We start from the raw sequence: 18,240 nt of genomic DNA on the forward strand, positions 1-18,240 counted from the left end.
CTTATTGGGGCAGTCAGATCAAGATCAAAAGCCAAAGCACAGCGGCCTACAGGCCGGCTTGAGTGGTAGAAGCCAGATCAAAAGCCAAAGCGAAAACCAAATCTGAAACTGCTGCGGCTCTGCTTTTCTGTGGGAGCTGGCTTGCCTGCGATGCAGACAACTCGGTTTTTCAGATGCACCCAGTTGATGCCATCGCAGGCAAGCCAGCTCCTACAGGGGGACTGTGTCCGCTTTAGATTTTGATTTTGCTTCACACCACTCAAGCCGGCCGGTAGGCCGCTGTGCTGTTGATCTGCTTTTGATCTTGATCTTAGGCGCCCCGTTAAACCACGCTGGCCGAACGCAGGTAGTACGGAGCGGGTAAACCGGCAGGACGCCGGTTTAGCCGCGACGGGGCAGGGACGCCCCGTCGCGGCGGCCCGCGTAGTAATGCCGGAGTGAGGGCACACCGAGCCTAGGCGAGGTGCCGAGTGGTGGGGCAAGAGCGTTTTGCTTACTTTTGCGCTGTTCAAAAGTGAGCCGCTGTAAGAGCGGAACCCATAGCGGCCATAACCGAAGAAACGGATATGCCCCCAATCCAAGCCACCGAGGAATCATAAACCCCATGACCACCACGTTCGATGACCTGCCACTGATCCGTGGCCAACAACTGGAAATCCGCCCCAACCGCCACCTGAGTCTCACCCATCACGTAGGCACCACCCAACCCGACACGGTGGTGTTCTTCTGCCACGGCGCCGGCGGCAACAAGGACCAATGGCGCCATCAATGGCAAGCCCTGAAAACAGAGGGCTACAGCCTGGTCGCCTGGGACCTGCTAGGCCACGGCACCAGCGCAAAACCCCGCAACCCCGAGGCCTACGCCTGGCCTGAGCTGGTCGCCGACTATCTGGAAATCCTCAAACGCTACGCCGGCTCCCGCAACCTGATCATCGCCCATTCCTTCGGCACCGGCCTGACCCTCAGCACCTTGCTGGCCAAACCCGTGATCCCCATCGAATCCGCATTATTGTTGGGCACCCAACTGAACCGCCCCGGCAGAAGCGGTGGCCTGATGCGCCTGCCCGCCTGGATCCTGGAATGGCTGCGCCCACTGCTGGCCAAAGGTTTCCGCCAGGCCGCATGGAGCGCCAAGGCCGACCCCGCCCTGGTCGCCTACGAAGAAAAGCTCACCCAGCGCAACCCGCTCTACATGTTCAAGGCCCTGATGAAAAACGCCCAATGGCCAGACGCCAACGCACTGCTTACCCTGACTTTGCCGGTGAGCGTACAGGCCGGTGACAGTGACGGCCTGACCCCGGCCAGCGGCGGTGAAGCATTGGCCCGGCATCTACCCCATGCCACGTTCCATTTGCTGCCCGACTGCGGCCACCAACTGATGCTGGAAAAACCCGACGACGTACTGGCCGCGTTTCACCGATTAAACGCCAAGACCCCGATCACGGCGCTGTCGGAATAAACGCCACGCTGCCACCGTCGCGCTTGTGAAACAACCGCTCGCCATTGTCCGGCTGGGTACTGATCACCTGATGATCGCTGCCCAGGTAGGCCAGCGGCGCCGGCGCGTCCTTGGTGTACTGCGCGACAATAATCGTGCGCTGCGGGTCGAAGTGCCGGCCGCTGGTTTTGTCCAGCCACGCCATGAACGCTGCACTGTCACCCTCGCGCGGGAAGTCCTGGGTTTCAGCCACGTAGTAGAACGGCGCACCGTGGTTTTGCAGGTACATCGGCACCTTGTTGTCGACTTCCACCATCACCATCTGCCACTCATTCCACGGCGCGCTTTTCACCGCCTCGGCCTGCACGTCGTCGGCAAAACGGGTCACGCCGCCGTTGCCATTGGTCCACGGATACACCAACCCGAGCACCATCAGCATCACCCCGGCGGCAATGCCGAACCCACGGTACCAGCCGCGCCCGACCGTGCCTTTGCGGGCGATACGCTCACTGACCCACCAGGCCGCCAGTAATTGCGCGAACGGTACCAGCGGCAGCACGTAGTAACTGCGCCGGCTGCCACTGGCGGTGAAGAACACAAACAGCAGGCCCAGGCCCCACACCAGCCAGCGCGTATGGGGCGGGGTGTCGCGCCAGTGCCGTACGGCGAGCCACAGGCCGAGGATCCAGCACGGGGCCCAGGGCAGGGTGTAGGCCGGCAGGTAGATCAGGTAGGTGTAGATCGGCCCCATGTGGTCGAACGGGTCGAAGAAGCGCACCACGTTTTCCCGGAATACCAGTTCCAGGCCGCTTTCACCGTAGGTGGGCGCGCCGTAGAGATGGGACAGCACAAACGGGATCGCGTAGAACGCCCCGGCGATGATCACCGCCAGCACCAGGCGCAGGTTGAGGTGGCGCTTGTAGCGCTGTTCGCTGAGCAGGTGCGGCAGCAGTACCAGGCCCGGCAGCACGAAGCCGATCAAGCCCTTGAACAGCGACGTCACCGCCAGCAACAGGAAGAACACCGTGTAGCGCCCCAGCCGCGTGTCGTCCGGGCCGCGCCAGTACCACCAGACGGCCGCCAGCACGCCGCACACGGTCAGCACGTCTGCCGTGGCCACCCGGGCCCAGAAGATGAAGTAGAAGGTGGTCGCGAGCATCCAGCCGGCAATCAGGCCGGTGCCCTTGCGGAACAGGCGCTCGCCGATCAGGTAGACCAGCCAGATGCTCAGCCACGCGGCGATCACCGATGACAGGCGCAGCGACCACGGCCCCAGGCCGCCCATCAGGTTGGCCAGGCCGGTGATCAGCCAGTACGACGGCAGGGGTTTGTCGTAATACGGCGTGCCCTTGAGGTACGGGTCGAAGTAGTCGCCACTTTGCAGCATTTGCAGGGTGATGTTTGCCCAGCGGGTTTCCGGGCCCCACAGGTCGCGGGCGCCCAGGCCCAGCAGCAGAATCACGGCGGATACGCTCAGGAGCAGCAGCAGGGCGCCGCGTTCGGTTTTCCAGAAGTTCATGCAGCGGTTCCGATGTGGGATGAGTGTTGAATGGGTCACCCCACATTAGTGCGGCTGTGTTACGGCAATTGGGGGTAGATGATGATCTCCAGGTCACCCTTGTAATAACGCTTGCCCCCCAGCGGCAATTGCCCGGCTTCGCGCATTTCGCTGGTGCTCCTGACCCGCATCAGCACGCCCACCGAACCTTGCTGGCGCGCCTGCTTGAGCCAGGCCTGAACGCTGTCCAGGTCGACCTTGCGGTGCATCGAGTCGGCGTATTGCAGGCCGTAGCGCAACTCGCCTTCGGTGTCGTAGAACGCGACCTCGGGCCGGCGCAGGCGCCATGACAAGGCAGACGCAGAGCCCAGTTCGTTGCTCAGCAGTGCGTGGGTCTGTTGCAGTTCGTCCAGGTGCTGGAGCACAAACTGGTCAGGCATCTCGTTGTCTTCGATCAGCGCCGGCATGCCGGCCGGCAACAACGCCACCAGCAGGCCGATACCCAGCGCCGGCATTGCCCACAGCGTCAGCGGGCGAAACGATTGCAGCAGGTTGGCGAGCATCCAGCCCATCAGCACGATGAACGTCAGGGACAGGTTGAACATCTCACTGTGGCTGTTGCCGTACAGCGGCCTGGCGATTTGCAGGTAGATCAGCGTGATCATCGCCGCCAGGCCGATGCCCAGGTTGAGCAGGCCATTGAAGCGCAGCGTACGGGTGCGGGCATTGGCCAGCAGGTCGATCAACGCATGGCCCATCAGCAACGCCAGCGGCAGCAGGCACGGCATGATGTAGGTCGGCAACTTGCCGTTGCTCAGGCTGAAAAAGCCCAGGGGCAACAGCATCCACAGCGCGAGGAAGACGATGGCGGGTTGGCGCTTTTCCTTCCAGGTCTTGCACAGCGTCGCCGGCAGCAGTGCCGCCCACGGCAGGCAGGACACCACCATCAGCGGCAGGTAAAACCACCAGGGCCGCGCATGCTGGGCGTTGTCGGAGGCAAATCGGCGGATGTGCTCGTGCCAGAAAAAGAACCGCCAGTAGTCCGGCTCCTGCAGGTGGATCGTCAGGGCCCAGGGCAGGCACACCACGGCCGCCACCAGAATCGCCAGCGGGCCATAGCGCAGCAGCTCCCCGAGGCGACGCTGCCAGAGCATGTAAGGCAACGCGATCAGCACCGGCAGCAACCACGCCAGGAAGCCCTTGGTCATGAAGCCCATGCCGCAGGCCACGCCCAATAATGCCCAGCTGGCAAGTCGGGCGCGGGAAGTGGAACTGTCGAGGGCAAACCACAGCGCCGCCAGGCTCAGGTTGACCCAAAAGGTAAATTGCGGGTCCAGGTTGGAGTAACCGGCTTGCCCGGCCACCAGGCCGAAACTCATATAGAGCAGGGCGCAGGCAAAACTCTTGCGCGGGTCGTTCCACAACCGGCGGGCGATCAGGTAGGCGAGCATGACGCTCAGGCCGGTGGTCAGGGCAGAGGCGATGCGCACGCCGAACAGGTTTTCACCAAAGATCGCCTGGCCCAGCGCGATCAGCCAATAACCGGCGGCGGGCTTTTCGAAATAGCGCACGCCCATGAAATGTGGCGCCACCCAGTTGCCGCTCATGATCATTTCCTGGCTGATCTGGGCGTAGCGGGATTCGTCGGGAATCCACAGGCCGTGCAGGCCCAACGGCAACAAATAGAACATCACGAATGCCAGTAGCAATACGGGCAAAGGTTTAAGGCGGGTCATGGCTATTGCACTCTCAGGCGGTATTGACGGTGGATCAGCGCGAGCGCTGGATCAGCCATGCGCGAGGGGTGGAGGGTGGTCAGGGTCGGGTAAAAATGCGGCACAGAACGTTATTCCTTAAACAGTCTGTTAGTGGGCGCGGAATTGAATATCCATGCGCCCTAGTCAAGCTCGTTAAACGGGCGGCGTCCAATGAGTCATCGAAAGTCATCATCATGTTGTTAACTTGTGAAAAGTTAGCGAGCTAAGAATTTCTTGAATAAAAGCCCAGTTAAAACCGTAAAAGATGCCATGGTTCGGCTGTCTTTTTGCTGAACGAACTTGAATGATTAAATGTAAAGAAGTGTTCTAAAGTTGTTTGAGTGCGGCGGCCCAGTCCTTGCTGTTCATAATGCCCAGTGCCTTGAACTTGCCGTTGGGCAGAAGCTTTACAAACAACGCACTGCCGTATTCAGCGTGCGCAGCGTGTTCGAAGCCCAGCGCCTCCTCAAAGTCGCTGATGCAGGCGCTGTGGGTGACCAGCAGCAAGTTGCGATCAGGCAGCTTGTGGGGGCGCAGTTCCTCACCGATGGCAGGGCCGCAGATGGCCAGCGGGCCGGGTGACAACTCAGCCTTGCCGAACATGAACAGCGAGGTTTGGGCGGTGCGGGTGGTGGGGCTGCTCAGGACGTCGGTGTTTTCCATGCCCAGGGTCTGAAAGGCCTTGCCTACGGCCGTGGCAGACAACGAGCCGAGCGTGGTCAGGCCGTCTGCCGGGCCCAGGCAGGGGTTGGTGGAGCGGTCGCAACGTTCTTCATGGCGCACCAGCACCACCAGGTCGCCGTTGCGCCAGGCTTCCAGGGCGCCGGAAGTGAGCAGGCGATGGCCCACGCCCAGGTCCAGGGGCGAGCGTGGCCACCAGATAAACGCAGTCACCGCCAGGCTGACCATCACGATAGCCGCCACGCCAAGCCAGAGCTTGTTCAGCTGTTTTATAAATGCCCAGCGCGAGCGAGACTTGCTCAGAGTCAGGTCAACCACACTATTCACCATAGGTAACTTCCAGGCGTAATCCGGTAACTGGCGGCAGCAAGTTAGGCAGGGCGCCAAGTGAAGAGCGCTTATGCAGGAATGTGCAAAAGCGTGTCACAGGGGCGCTGTCTTTTTGCTGAACATACCGATATAAAAAATTATTCATGTGCACTAACGGGTGTTTGAAAATAACCAACCTGTTATCTGCTCATGGGCGGCAATTTAGAGTGCGGCGGGTGGCCGCCGAGTGAAATCAATGTGAAAAATTTGCAGCGGGTCATAGGGCGCTCCTTTTGCCCATGGTTGTGACATAAAAATGTGACAACCGTTATTCTCGGCCTCAATCCAGGAACCGGTGGGGAAGGGTGATGCTGCAGGTACAAGGGGTATACAAGAGCTACGGCACGCCGCAGGGGCCGTTGGCCGTGCTGGCGGGTGTCGACCTTTACCTGGGCGCGCGCAGCAGCCTGGCGCTGATGGGCGAGTCCGGCAGTGGCAAAAGCACGCTGCTGCACCTGGTGGCCGGGCTCGACCGGGCAGACCGTGGCAGCCTCCAGGTGGGCGATCAGCGCCTGGACCAGATGAACGAAGCGCAACTGGCCCACTGGCGCCGCACCGAGATCGGCCTGGTGTTCCAGCAGTTCAACCTGATCGGCAGCCTGCGGGTCGAAGACAACCTGGCGTTCCAGGCGCGCCTGGCCGGGCGCTTCGATCCGGCGTGGCAAGCGCAATTGGTGGAGCGCCTGGGCCTGGGGGACTTGCTCAAGCGTTATCCCGAACAACTGTCCGGCGGCCAGCAGCAGCGGGTGGCCGTGGGGCGGGCCCTGGCATCGCGGCCCGGCTTGCTGCTGGCGGACGAGCCTACGGGCAACCTCGACGAAGCCACCAGCGACGAAGTGCTGCAACTGCTGCTGGACCTGCTGCGGGACAGTCCCACCAGCCTGTTGATGGTCACCCACAGCCCGCGAATCGCTGCGCGCCTGGACCAGCAAGTGGTGCTGCAGCGTGGCCGGGTACTCGCAGCGGACGCCCGCTGAGGTGCGCGTCTTCTACTGGACACTGCGCGCGCTGCTCAGCCATTGGCGCCGCCACCCCGTGCAGTTCTTCAGCGTGCTTACCGGCCTGTGGCTGGCCACCGCGCTGTTGACCGGCGTGCAAGCCCTCAACAGCCAGGCGCGGGACAGCTACGCCCGGGCCAGCCAACTGATCGGCGGTGAACCCCAGGCCAGCCTCAGCACGCCGGACGGTGCCAGCTTCCCCCAGGCGCTGTTTGCCGAACTGCGCCGCGCCGGGTGGCCGGTGTCGCCGGTGGTGCAGGGCCGGGTGCTGCTCAAGGGGCATGAAGACCAGCGCCTGCAAGTGATGGGCATCGACCCGGTGTCGTTGCCCGGCGGCGGTGCGGTGGCCGGGCAGAGCCTGGACCGGGCGCAGATGGTCGCGTTCTTCAACCCGCCAGGACGCACCTGGATCGCGCCGCAGACCTTGCAGGCGCTGGGCCTGAAAGAGGGCGACCAGCCGCAGACGTCCGCCGGGCTGGCGCTGCCGCCACTGCACGTTCAACCGGACATGGCGCCCGGACTGCTACTGACCGACATCGGCTTCGCCCAACCGCTGCTCGACATGCCCCAGCGCCTGTCTCGATTGCTGCTGGACAAGGCCTTTGCCGCCGCTCATCCCGCCTTGCCGGCTGAATTGAATGGGCTGCTCCAGCTCAAACAGGCCGAGGAAAACAACCTCGCGCGCCTCACCGAAAGCTTCCACCTGAACCTCGACGCGCTGGGGTTTTTGTCCTTTGTGGTGGGGCTGTTTATCGTGCACGCCGCCATCGGCCTGGCGCTGGAGCAGCGGCGCGGCCTGCTGCGAACCTTGCGTGCGTGCGGGGTGAGTGCGCGGATGTTGATCCTCAGCCTGGCGGTCGAACTCGGTGGCATGGCCGTGCTCGGCGGCCTGATGGGCGTGGCCAGTGGGTACGTGCTGGCCAGCCTGTTACTGCCCGACGTCGCCGCCAGCTTGCGCGGCCTGTATGGCGCCGAGGTGCCCGGCCAATTAAGCCTCAGCCCACTGTGGTGGCTCAGTGGCCTGGGCCTGGGCTTGCTCGGCGCGTTGCTCGCCGGGGCCAGCAGCCTGTGGCGGGCGGCGCGCTTGCCGTTATTGGCGCTGGCCAATGCCCAAGCCTGGCACCACGCCCATGGGCGCTGGCTGCGGCGCCAGGGCTGGGTGGCGGGCGCTGCCTTATTGATCGCGCTGCTGGCGCTGGTGTTCGGCGATAGCCTGGCCAGCGGTTTTGTATTGATGGCTGCGTTGTTGCTGGGCGCTGCGCTGGGTTTGCCGGTGGTGCTCAATGGGGTGCTCAAGGCCGTATTGGGGCGCAGCCGCTCGGTACTGGGCCAATGGTTTCTCGCCGATTGCCGCCAGCAGTTGCCGGCCCTGAGCCTGGCGCTGATGGCCTTGCTGCTGGCGTTGGCCGCCAATATCGGCGCGGGCTCGATGACCTCGGGCTTTCGCCAGACCTTCAACAACTGGCTGGAGCAACGCCTGACCGCCGAGCTGTACCTCAACCCGCAAAACCCGGCGCAGGCCGAGCAGTTGCACACCTGGCTGGTACAACAGCCTCTGGTACAGACCGTTCTGCCCACCTGGCAGGTCGCGGTGCAGTTGCAAGGTTGGCCGGCGGACCTGTTCGGCGTGGTCGACGACTCAACCTATCGCCAGCATTGGCCGTTGCTCGAAGCAGCGGCGGATCCCTGGGGACAGTTGCTGCAAGACGACACCCTGATGCTCAGCGAGCAGATGGCGCGCCGGCTCAAGGTGCGGCTGGGCGATGTGATCCACATCCCTGCGCCCCAGGGTCAATGGTCGCCGAAGGTGGTGGGGATTTACGCCGACTATGGCAACCCCAAGGGCCACTTGCTGGTGAACTCGCGGCACCTGTTGCAGCACTGGCCGGGATTGTCGCCGGCGCGTTTCAACCTGCGGGTATTGCCGGGCAACGTGCCCACCCTGGTGCGTGAAGTGCAGGACCGGTTCGCCCTGGAAGACAGCCGCATCGTCGATCAGCAGCAACTCAAGGGCTGGTCGAGCCAGGTCTTCGAACGCACCTTCGCCGCCACCGCCGCCCTCAACAGCCTGACTCTGGGCGTGGCCGGCGTGGCGCTGTTCATCAGCCTGCTGACCCAGAGTCAAAGCCGGCTTGGCCAGTTGGCGCCGTTGTGGGCGCTGGGCGTGACACGACGGCAATTGATGCTGCTCAACCTCGGCCAGACCTGGCTGCTGGCGGTGCTGACCCTGGTGCTGGCGCTGCCCTTGGGCTTGCTGCTGGCCTGGTGCCTGGACGTGGTGATCAATGTCCAGGCCTTTGGCTGGCGCCTGCCGTTGCAGATTTTTCCGTCGCAACTGGCGCAACTGCTGGGGCTGGGGATGTTGGCCACCTTGCTGGCGTCGGCCTGGCCGTTGTGGCAGCTGTACCGCAGTCGCCCGGCGGATTTGCTGAGGACCTTTGCCAATGAAGATTAAGTACCTGCTGTGGGCGACGTTCCTGCTGCTGGGCGCCTGCGATAAACCGCCGGCACCTGAAGAAAGCTTCGCCGGGCTGGGCAGCCAGGCTGCGGACTTCGCCCAAGTGGAGCCCGGCAAAGTCTTCAGCTTCCCCGAGGACCACGGCCCCCATGACGGCTATCGCATCGAATGGTGGTACCTCACCGCCAACCTCAAGGACGCCGAGGGCAATGCCTATGGCGTGCAATGGACGCTGTTTCGCAACGCGCTCAAGGCCGGGCCGACGCAACCGGGCTGGCACGACTCGACCCTCTGGCTGGGCCACGCCGCCGTCACCTCGGCCACCCGCCATTACGCCGCCGAACGCTATGCCCGTGGCGGCGTGGGGCAGGCGGGGGCCCAGGCCGAACCGTTCAACGCCTGGATCGACGACTGGAATTTCGCCACCCGCCCCGGTGCCACCAGCTCCCTGGCGGACATGCAACTGGCGGCTGCCGGTGAGCATTTCAGCTACGACCTGCACCTGACCTCCAGCCGCCCGCTGGTGCTCCAGGGCGAGAACGGCTACAGCCGAAAATCCGACCAGGGCCAGGCGTCGTACTACTACAGCCAGCCGTTTTTCCAGGCCGATGGCCGTGTGACCATCGACGGCAAACCCTACCAGGTCACAGGCACCGCCTGGCTCGACCGCGAATGGAGCAGCCAGCCCCTGACCGCCAGCCAGACCGGCTGGGACTGGTTCTCCCTGCACCTGGACAGCGGCGAGCAGTTGATGTTGTTCAGGGTGCGGCAGAAAGACGGGCCGTCGTACCTGACCGGCACCTGGATCGACCAGCAGGGCCAGACACAGACGTTGCACAACCAGGACATCCAGCTGACACCACTGGCCACCACCACGATTGATGGGCGCAGCATTCCCACCCAATGGTCGCTGAAAATCCCGGGCAAGCATCTGGACATCACTGCCCAAGCGCTCAATCCCGAAGCCTGGATGAACCTGAGCATTCCTTACTGGGAAGGGCCGGTGAAATTTCAGGGCGGGGTGGGGTATCTGGAGATGACCGGGTACTGATTGTAAGAATCGGCTTACAAAGTACTGGACATATATACAGTTATTAATTAGATTCCATCCCAGGTGACCGGATGTCACCGGTTACCTGAGCTTCAATTTTTTAACTATGGATGGATAAAAAATGAAATCTAAAAAAGCCTTTGTACTGGGCGCGGCCATGATGGCTGCCAGCTTCGTTTCGGCCTTTGCCCTCGCCGAGCAATACCCTTCGCAGAGCAGCGTGCACCTGAGCGAAAAAAGCTTGAGTGCAGCGGTCAAGAGTGCACTGAAATCCGGGGGCAAGGTGCAAGCCACGGGCTCTTCGGCGCAGGTAGTGGATAAGCTCAAGGCCGCGCAGAAAGCCAAGCCCCTCGGTGTGTCCAGGAAGGTTGCCAGCGCGGTGCAGCCTGCTGAAAGTGTGCAGGTTTCGCCGGTGGCCCGGCTGGTAAAACCGGCGAAGGCGCCTGCTGCCCAGGCTGCGTTTGTGCCGCTGTGTGACAGCCTCGATATCAATGTCGGTTACAGCTACGACGGCTTGCTGAGCGGCGAGTCCAAGTGCTTCCACTTCAATGTGCCAGCCAAGGCCAAGGTGCAGATTTACCTCGCCGGTCAGCAGCCGGGTACCGAAATGGCCCTGACGCTGTTCCAGGACGACGGGCAGAACAACCTGACGGCACTGATCACCTCTGATAACCCGGGCAACAGTGACGAAATCATCAGCGGCATCCTGGACGCCGGAGATTACTACTGGTTCCTGGATGCCAAGGTGGCTGACGGCTCGGCCTTCGACTTCGGCGCGATCGTCAACACCGCGATCGACTCCTACGAGCCCAACGACACCCCGGAAACAGCCTTCGCCTTGCCAGACGGTTTGAATTACCTGACGGGCAACCTCGACAGCCCGGACGACCTTGACTACTTCGACTTTACCGCCGCACGTGGGCAGGGTGTCAGCCTGTTCCTCGGCGATGACGACAAGGGCGTGCGCAACCAGTGGATTTTCGAGTACTTCAATGGCAGCACCTGGGTCACCATTCCGGGTGGTTCGACGGCGACCTTCCCCAGCCGGGCGCCGGGCTTTGTCTACAAGGCGCGTGTGCGGGCCAACCCGGCCGAGGCGTGGGACGCCAAGTCCGAGTACAAGCTGACGTTCGGTTCAAGCCCGCACCTGGCCGCCTTCAATGTGAAGGGCGGCACGGTGACCCGAATCCCGGTGGGTATCGAGCCTCTGGCGACCCAGGCCGGACGTAACATGAGCTGGTCTACCGAATGGAAAGACAGCACTGGCGTACCGTTGGTGGGGGTCACTTCACTGCTCAAGGTGGACAAGCGCTTTGTTCCGGGTCCGGACTTCCACTGGACCGTATTCCCGGCCATCACCGACAGTGCGGGCAGCACCTCGGGGAATGCAGAGTTGGGCGGTTGCGTCGGTGACTACCGTGCCCAGTACTACGACAGCAGCACCGGTGTGAAATACCTCTGGGACACCTGGTACAACGTCGGCGGCTGGCGCATCGACCTCAAGGAACTGCCGAATGTCGGCGTCGGTGGCGATAACGTTCCCTACGTGAGCCTGGGGCATATCTGCAGCCAGGACATCATTGGCCGCTAAGGGCGCATAAACCCTTTTTGACCTGGAGACGCCCCACTTAGGTGGGGCGTTTTTTTATGGGTTTTTTTTTGATTCGCGGGCTTGTGGTTCCCAATGCAGGGTGCCGAACAGGTAGTCCATCAGCGGCAGGACGATATTGAAATTGCGCCCCTGCATCAATTCGCGGCGGTGATGCAGGGCGTGCAGGTGGTGCATCTGGCGGATCCACGGCAAGCGGGCTACGGGGTGGTCGGGGTGCAGGTGTTCGCAGGCGTGGAAGCACTCATAGAGCAGGTAGCCGAGGATCATGCAGGCGGCGAACAGGCCGGCGACGTTGGGGTTGAGGTGTTTGAGCAGCCACCAGGCGGGGAGGGTGATGGCCAGGCTGTGGATCAGGATGAGCCAGGCGGGGAACAGGATGACGCGCCAGTCTCGCGGGCTGTCGTAGGTCATGTGACCGGGGGTGAAGAAGCTGTGGTGGTCGCCGGTGTGGCGGGCGTAGAACAGCCGGGCGGCTGGGTGTTTGTGATGGCCCAGGTGGCGGTGGACGAGGTAGATGCACAGGTTGAAGAAGATCAGGGTGAGGGGGATGGTCAGCCATTCCAGGGGTTGGATGTGCTGGGTGGTGGACCAGAACAAGGTGATGCAGAGCAGGCCGTAGCCGAGGACGAAACCTGCGTGGAGCCACGGGTTGTAGCGGGGGCTGATGTTGGCGCGGTAGGTGGCGCGGAAGGCCTCGGTGGGGTGGGTCATTGGGGGCGCTCGGTGTTGTTTTTGTTGGGGGGTGAGCTTAGTTGGGATTGGGGGTTTTGCCTGGTTTCGTGTGGGGGGTGGGGCGTATTTCTGTGTACATATCCGTTATTTTTGTTATGGCCACTTAGGGTTTCGCTCTTACAGCGACTCACTTTGGAAAAGCCCCAAAGTAAGCAAAGGGCTCTGCCCCGCCTGTCGGCACCTCGCCTAGGCTCGGTGTTCCCTCACTCCGGCATTGCTCCGCGGGCCGCCGCGACGGGGCGTCCCTGCCCCGTCGCGGCTAAACCGGCGTCCTGCCGGTTTACCCGCTCCTCAATCCCTGCGTTCGGCCTCGGGCTTATTGGGGCAGTCAGAGCCAGATCAAGATCAAAAGCAAGAGCACAGCGGCCTACAGGCCGGCTTGAGTGGTAGAAGCCAGATCAAAAGCCAAAGCGAAAACCAAATCTGAAACTGAAACTGATGCAGCTCTGCTTTTCTGTGGGAGCTGGCTTGCCTGCGATGCAGACAACTCGGTTTTTCAGATGCACCCAGTTGATGCGATCGCAGGCAAGCCAGCTCCCACATTTGACCGTGCCCGCTGTAGATGTTGATCTTGATGTTGCCTTTGCTTCACACCACTCAAGCCGGCCTGTAGGCCGCTGTGCTGTTGATCTGCTTTTGATCTTGATCTTAGGCGCCCCGTTAAACCACGCTGGCCGAACGCAGGTAGTACGGAGCGGGTAAACCGGCAGGACGCCGGTTTAGCCGCGACGGGGCAGGGACGCCCCGTCGCGGCGGCCCGCTTCGTGCTGCCGGAGTGAGGGCACACCGAGCCTGAGCGAGGTGCCGAGTGGTGGGGCAAGAGCGTTTTGCTTACTTTTGCGCTGTTCAAAAGTGAGCCGCTGTAAGAGCGGAACCATAGGCAGCCGTTACCTAAATAACGGATATACACCCCAACCCCAACCCCAACCTACAACTGCGACAGCAACAACCCCTCAAACACCCCCTGAACCCGCGCCTCATCACAATGCGCCACATTAAACCGCATAAAATCCCGCAACCCCGGCTCATACCCAAACAACGCCCCCGGCGCCAACACCATCGCGCGTTTCAAACCGGCTTCAGCCAACCGCTCACCATTAACCCCAGCCGGCAACCGCGCCCAAATAAACATCCCACCCTCAAACCCCATCGGCAACTCACACCCACAACGCCGCAGCCACTGCTCAACCCGCCCCCGGCCTCGAGCAGCCGCTGAACCATGCGCTTGCGATGCCTCGCATACCCGCCCTCGCTCAGCAGCCGATACACAATCTGCTCGAACAACTCCGACGTAATCCCGCCGCTCATCAACTTCATGTTGGTCAGGTTCGCCGCCAACTGCGGCGCCGCCACCACATAGCTCACCCGCGCATTCGCCGTCAGCACCTTCGAAAACCCCGACAGGTACGTCACCTGCTCCAATCCCGCCAACGTCGCCAGACGCGGCGGGGGTTAGGGTGCAAGTCCCCGTAAAGATCATCCTCGACGATATGGCAGTGATACTCCCTGGTCAGTTGCAACAGGCGAAACGCCTGGCTCGGACTGAACGAATGCCCGGTCGGGTTATGCAACACGCTGGTGGTCAGGTACAGGCTGGGACGATGCTCGGCGAGCAACTGCTCAAGCGCCGCAAAATCAAAACCGTCAGGCCGCCGGGCGATGGTCACCACCTTGACCCCATGCAATGCCAGGTTGGCGTGGAAGTTGAAATAACACGGCGCATCCAGCAACACCGTGTCCCCGGGCCGTGCCAGCAGGCGCATGAGCATGTCCAGGCCTTGCACCGTGTTGGGCGTGGTGATGATCTGCTCCACCGGCACCGACAACCCTTCACCGTGCAGTTTCTGTTGCAATGCCTGGCGCAATGGCAGCAGGCCCGCCGGAGTGCCCAGCCCGGCGATGCGCAAGGTGGGGGCGCGCACTGCGCTGCGCATGGCCTGGCGCAATACGTCGGAGTCCAGCCAGTCTTCCGGCAGGTGGCCGCCGCCGGGGCGCAGGTCGCCCTGGGCCATGGCCAGGGGGCGGCGCAGTACGCTGAGCAAGTCCTGGGGCAGCAAGTCGACCCAGTTGCTGGACGAAGGCTGCGCCAGGCTGCTCGCAACGAAGTGCCCGCGGCCCTGGCTGGAGGTCAGCAGGTGACGCCCGCGCAGCCGATCCAGCGCTTCATTCACGGTAAATTTTCCGACGCTCAGTTGTACGCCCAACTCACGCACCGAAGGCAGTTTACTGCCCGCCGCCAACTCGCCTTGCTCAATCGCATGGGCCAGGGCATCGACGATCTGCTGCACTTTTGGCGCTCGATCATGAAAGTGAATCGCGGGAATGGGCATCACACTGTCCTTAAGTTTGCCGCCAACTTTACCGGTAAAGTCTGCGCATATATCCGTAGAGTTTACCTGCCTCTGGCGCGGTGCGCGCCCTAGACTGCACGCCTGACTTCCTGCTGTGAAACCCCACGCCATGGCCACTGCGCTGACGCTGTCTTCTTTTTTGTATTTCCTGCTGCTGTGCACCACCCTGGCGTTCAGCCCCGGCCCCATGACCTTGCTATTGCTCAGCCTTGGCCTGAAAGACGGCCTGCGCCGCTCCCTGCCGGCGCAGTTCGGGGCGAGTGTTTCCTACCTGGTCTCGATCCTGATCTTTGCCGTGGGTTTTTCCGAGCTGATCAAGGACTACCCGCTGATCACCCGAATCATCCAGGTGGTGGGCGTCGCCTATATCCTTTACCTGGCCTACAAGCAATGGACCAGCAGCGGGGTGACGATCAAGACCACCGACCCGACCCCGGAAAATGCCCGCAGCCTGTTCGGCAAGGGCCTGCTCACCGGGCTGTCCAATCCCAAGGCAATCATTCTGTTCAGCGCGGTATTCCCGCAGTTCGCCGCAATCGGCCAGGGCAGCGCCGCCGCCGATATCGCCATCCTCGGCCTGACCTTCCTGTTGCTGCAATTTGCCAGCGGCTGCCTGTATTGCTATTTCGGCCAGCGCATCAAGCACGTGCTGGAAAACCCCAAGCGTCGGGTGTTGCTGCAAAGGGCCACGGCGGTGTTGCTGCTGGGGGTTGCGTTGATGCTGGCCCGGGGCTTTTCCAGCTGAAGGCCAGCTTATGAGCGGTAGTGGCGATCTGCCGTTGCCCTGATAGACTTCGGGCATTCATCCAGGATCAAGCCAGACCATGCCAGCCGCAGGAGGAAAGGGACTTTCGCTCGCCACACGCTTATACAAGTCGCGCGCCCTGGGATTGACCCTCGGGTTTATCTGTGTGGCCGCCGCCATCTATCCGCTGGATAAGCCCGCCTGGGTCTGGGTGGTGATGGTCGCCAACGCCTTTGTCTGGCCGCATGTGGCGTACCAATGGTCGCGACGCTCAAAGAACTCCCTGCGTTCGGAACACCGCAACCTGCTGTTCGACTCGTTCTGCGGCGGGTTCTGGGTGGGCGCCATGCAGTTCAACCCGCTGCCCAGCGTGACCACCTTGTCGATGATGACCATGAACAACGTCGCCATCGGCGGCCCGCGCTTCATGTTCGCTGGCTGGGTGGCCCAGGCGCTGGGGATCGGCGCGTCGATGCTGGTGTTCACCCCGGCGGTGACGGCCCTCACCAGCGAAGTGCAGCTCTACGCCTGCCTGCCGATCCTGATGCTGTATCCCCTGGCCCTGGGCTGGATCTGCTACCGGCAAGCGATCACCCTGGCGCGGCACAAACGCGAGTTGCTGGCCCTGAGCCGCACCGACAGCCTGTCCGGCCTGCTCAACCACGGTGCCTGGAAAGACCACCTGGAAATCGAGTTCCAGCGCTGCCGCCGCGACCAGCAGGGCGCTGCCATCGCGCTGATCGACATCGACCACTTCAAGACCATCAACGACACCTACGGCCACGTCACCGGCGACATCGTGCTGCGCCAGTTGAGCAAAGTCCTGCGCCAGAACCTGCGGGCCACTGACCTGGCCGGGCGTTATGGCGGCGACGAATTCTGCGTGATCCTGCCGGACATGCCCCTGAACCGCGCCACCGAAGTGATGGACGCCCTGCGTGACCGCTTCAACTCGCTGGCCTACGCCCAGGACCCGACCTTGCGCGCCAGCCTGAGTATCGGCCTGGCACCGTACCGGCCGGCACACGGTGACGCCACCAGTTGGCTGAATGATGCCGACCAGGCGCTGTACGAAGCCAAGAGCAGCGGGCGCAACCGGGTCAGTTCGGTGCAGGGAAGTTGGTTGAGGTCGATCTGAGGATCAACAAATTGTTTATTGTCAGGTAGGGTGGAGGGCTACCTTCCAACAAAAACAAGGATCGGTTCATGCTCTTCAACTTCCCACGCACGTTACTGGCCGCCACCCTGGCGCTGTCGTTCGCCATGCCGGCCTTCAGCGCCGAACCCCACAAACAGATCCAGGCCGATTCCGAGCAGTACAAGGCCGATGCCTTGAAACTTCTGGAGCGCCTGGTGAATATCGATTCGGGCTCCGGCTACGAGCCGGGCCTGACCCAAGTGCGTGACATCGCGGTCGACGAGCTCAAGCAACTGGGGTTCAGTATCCAGCTGGTGCCTGATGCAGCCGCCCATAACAGTCATGTCATCGCCACCCTTAAAGGCACCGGCAAGGCCAGGATCCTGCTGATGGCCCACATGGACACCGTGTTCAAGGAAGGCTCGGCCGCCGCCCGGCCGTTCCATATCAAGGACGGCCGTGCCTATGGCCCGGGCGTGATGGATGACAAGGGCGGCATCGTCGCCGGCATTTATGCCTTGAAAGTCCTGAAAAACCAGGGCTTCAAGGACTATGCGCAAATCACCTTCCTGCTGGATGCCAGCGAAGAAACCGGCACCGACGGCGCCTCCGAGCTGATCCGCAACACTGCCAAGGGCCACGACGTGACCCTCAACCTGGAACCGGGTCGCCCGGCGGACGGCCTGGTGGTGTGGCGCAAAGGCAGCGCCACCGCCGTGGTCGAGGTCAAGGGCAAGGCCGCCCACGCGGGTGTGGCGCCGGAGTTGGGGCGCAATGCGGCGATGGAAGCGGCGCACCAGATCCTGCAACTGGGCAAGCTGGGGGATGCGGAGAAGAAAACCACCATCAATTTCACCGTGATCAACTCGGGCGACCGGGTCAACGTGATCCCGGACCAGGCCACTGCCAAGGCTGACGTACGGGCCGCATTGCCGGAAGAGTTTGACCGGATCGAGAAAGACCTGGCGCGGGTGTCGGCCAACAAGCTGATCCCCGAGACTGAAGTGACCACCAGCCTGCACCGCGGCCTGCCGCCGATGCCGCAGACGCCGGAGTCGGACAAGTTGGTCGCGATTGCCCAGGGGATTTATGGCGAGTTGGGTCGCACGTTGACCATTGAAGGCAGCGGCGGGGCGGCGGATGCCAGCTTGTCGGCTGGCGTGGGCACGCCGACCCTGGACGGGTTCGGGATTGTCGGGGGCAATATCCATACGCCGGAGGAATATGCCGAGGTGGAGAGCGTGGCGCCGCGGATTTACCTGCTGAGCCGGATGATTATGGAACTGTCAAAGCGCTGATCCGAAACCATCACTGATCGTCTGTGGAAGCAGATCAAAATGTGGGAGCTGGCTTGCCTGCGATAGCGGATTGTCAGTCATGAATTCTTTGACTGATACACCGCCATCGCAGGC

General features: G+C 62.4%; 12 protein-coding genes and 1 pseudogene. 8 read left to right on the forward strand and 5 right to left on the reverse strand.

The window, feature by feature from the left end; all coding sequences use genetic code 11:
* The first annotated feature begins 604 nt into the window (after window positions 1-604).
* Window positions 605-1,459 (forward strand): alpha/beta fold hydrolase, encoded by an 855-nt coding sequence (locus tag JFV30_RS08465; protein ID WP_201123024.1) that lies wholly within the window; start codon window positions 605-607, stop codon window positions 1,457-1,459.
* Here the strand turns inward: JFV30_RS08465 and JFV30_RS08470 are convergent.
* From JFV30_RS08470 to pmrG, 3 genes are all read right to left on the reverse strand, one after another.
* Window positions 1,440-2,957, reverse strand: coding sequence for an ArnT family glycosyltransferase (locus tag JFV30_RS08470; RefSeq protein WP_201123026.1), 1,518 nt, complete (start codon window positions 2,955-2,957; stop codon window positions 1,440-1,442). The two genes, JFV30_RS08465 and JFV30_RS08470, sit on opposite strands and share 20 nt — an antisense overlap.
* A 59-nt stretch (window positions 2,958-3,016) precedes the next feature.
* Window positions 3,017-4,672, reverse strand: a complete 1,656-nt coding sequence (arnT, locus tag JFV30_RS08475; RefSeq protein WP_201123028.1) for a lipid IV(A) 4-amino-4-deoxy-L-arabinosyltransferase — start codon at window positions 4,670-4,672, stop codon at window positions 3,017-3,019.
* A gap of 348 nt (window positions 4,673-5,020) precedes the next feature.
* Window positions 5,021-5,704, reverse strand: a complete 684-nt coding sequence (gene pmrG, locus JFV30_RS08480; protein WP_010175200.1) for a lipopolysaccharide core heptose(II)-phosphate phosphatase PmrG — start codon at window positions 5,702-5,704, stop codon at window positions 5,021-5,023.
* A gap of 347 nt (window positions 5,705-6,051) precedes the next feature.
* On the opposite strand from pmrG, the gene JFV30_RS08485 reads away from it, so the two are divergent.
* The 4 genes from JFV30_RS08485 (at window position 6,052) to JFV30_RS08500 (ending at window position 11,841) form a co-directional block, all read left to right on the forward strand.
* Window positions 6,052-6,720, forward strand: coding sequence for an ABC transporter ATP-binding protein (locus tag JFV30_RS08485; RefSeq protein ID WP_201123030.1), 669 nt, complete (start codon window positions 6,052-6,054; stop codon window positions 6,718-6,720).
* A gap of 1 nt (window position 6,721) precedes the next feature.
* Window positions 6,722-9,196, forward strand: a complete 2,475-nt coding sequence (locus JFV30_RS08490) for an FtsX-like permease family protein (protein ID WP_201126152.1) — start codon at window positions 6,722-6,724, stop codon at window positions 9,194-9,196.
* Window positions 9,186-10,250, forward strand: coding sequence for a lipocalin-like domain-containing protein (locus tag JFV30_RS08495; protein WP_201123032.1), 1,065 nt, complete (start codon window positions 9,186-9,188; stop codon window positions 10,248-10,250). The genes JFV30_RS08490 and JFV30_RS08495 overlap by 11 nt, the downstream gene beginning before the upstream one ends.
* A 121-nt stretch (window positions 10,251-10,371) precedes the next feature.
* Window positions 10,372-11,841 carry a PPC domain-containing protein gene (locus tag JFV30_RS08500; RefSeq protein WP_201123034.1) on the forward strand — a complete coding sequence of 490 codons (1,470 nt, stop codon included), beginning with the start codon at window positions 10,372-10,374 and terminating at the stop codon, window positions 11,839-11,841.
* Between the two features lie 54 nt (window positions 11,842-11,895).
* On the opposite strand, the gene JFV30_RS08505 is transcribed toward JFV30_RS08500, so the two are convergent.
* Complete coding sequence (locus JFV30_RS08505; protein WP_201123036.1) at window positions 11,896-12,573, reverse strand: fatty acid hydroxylase family protein; 678 nt, start codon at window positions 12,571-12,573, stop codon at window positions 11,896-11,898.
* Window positions 12,574-13,522: 949 nt separating this feature from the next.
* Window positions 13,523-14,924, reverse strand: a pseudogene (locus JFV30_RS08510) (aminotransferase-like domain-containing protein).
* 130 nt (window positions 14,925-15,054) lie between these two features.
* Between JFV30_RS08510 and JFV30_RS08515 the strand changes: the two are divergent.
* From JFV30_RS08515 to JFV30_RS08525, 3 genes are all read left to right on the forward strand, one after another.
* Window positions 15,055-15,690 (forward strand): LysE family translocator, encoded by a 636-nt coding sequence (locus JFV30_RS08515; RefSeq protein ID WP_201126153.1) that lies wholly within the window; start codon window positions 15,055-15,057, stop codon window positions 15,688-15,690.
* A gap of 79 nt (window positions 15,691-15,769) precedes the next feature.
* Entirely contained in the window at window positions 15,770-16,828 is a 1,059-nt protein-coding gene (locus tag JFV30_RS08520; RefSeq protein WP_169387788.1) for a diguanylate cyclase, read from the forward strand.
* A gap of 68 nt (window positions 16,829-16,896) precedes the next feature.
* On the forward strand, window positions 16,897-18,126 hold the full coding sequence (locus JFV30_RS08525) for a M20/M25/M40 family metallo-hydrolase (RefSeq protein WP_201123038.1): 1,230 nt from the start codon (window positions 16,897-16,899) through the stop codon (window positions 18,124-18,126).
* Window positions 18,127-18,240 lie beyond the last annotated feature (114 nt).

Origin of the sequence: Pseudomonas sp. TH32 (assembly GCF_016650855.1) — a bacterium.
Lineage (GTDB): Bacteria > Pseudomonadota > Gammaproteobacteria > Pseudomonadales > Pseudomonadaceae > Aquipseudomonas.

Coding starts and splice junctions, on each gene's coding strand:
- JFV30_RS08465 (WP_201123024.1), top strand. CDS start 605: ATGACCACCACGTTCGATGACCTGCCACTGATCCGTGGCCAACAACTG.
- JFV30_RS08470 (WP_201123026.1), bottom strand. CDS start 2,957: ATGAACTTCTGGAAAACCGAACGCGGCGCCCTGCTGCTGCTCCTGAGC.
- arnT (WP_201123028.1), bottom strand. CDS start 4,672: ATGACCCGCCTTAAACCTTTGCCCGTATTGCTACTGGCATTCGTGATG.
- pmrG (WP_010175200.1), bottom strand. CDS start 5,704: ATGGTGAATAGTGTGGTTGACCTGACTCTGAGCAAGTCTCGCTCGCGC.
- JFV30_RS08485 (WP_201123030.1), top strand. CDS start 6,052: ATGCTGCAGGTACAAGGGGTATACAAGAGCTACGGCACGCCGCAGGGG.
- JFV30_RS08495 (WP_201123032.1), top strand. CDS start 9,186: ATGAAGATTAAGTACCTGCTGTGGGCGACGTTCCTGCTGCTGGGCGCC.
- JFV30_RS08500 (WP_201123034.1), top strand. CDS start 10,372: ATGAAATCTAAAAAAGCCTTTGTACTGGGCGCGGCCATGATGGCTGCC.
- JFV30_RS08505 (WP_201123036.1), bottom strand. CDS start 12,573: ATGACCCACCCCACCGAGGCCTTCCGCGCCACCTACCGCGCCAACATC.
- JFV30_RS08515 (WP_201126153.1), top strand. CDS start 15,055: ATGGCCACTGCGCTGACGCTGTCTTCTTTTTTGTATTTCCTGCTGCTG.
- JFV30_RS08520 (WP_169387788.1), top strand. CDS start 15,770: ATGCCAGCCGCAGGAGGAAAGGGACTTTCGCTCGCCACACGCTTATAC.
- JFV30_RS08525 (WP_201123038.1), top strand. CDS start 16,897: ATGCTCTTCAACTTCCCACGCACGTTACTGGCCGCCACCCTGGCGCTG.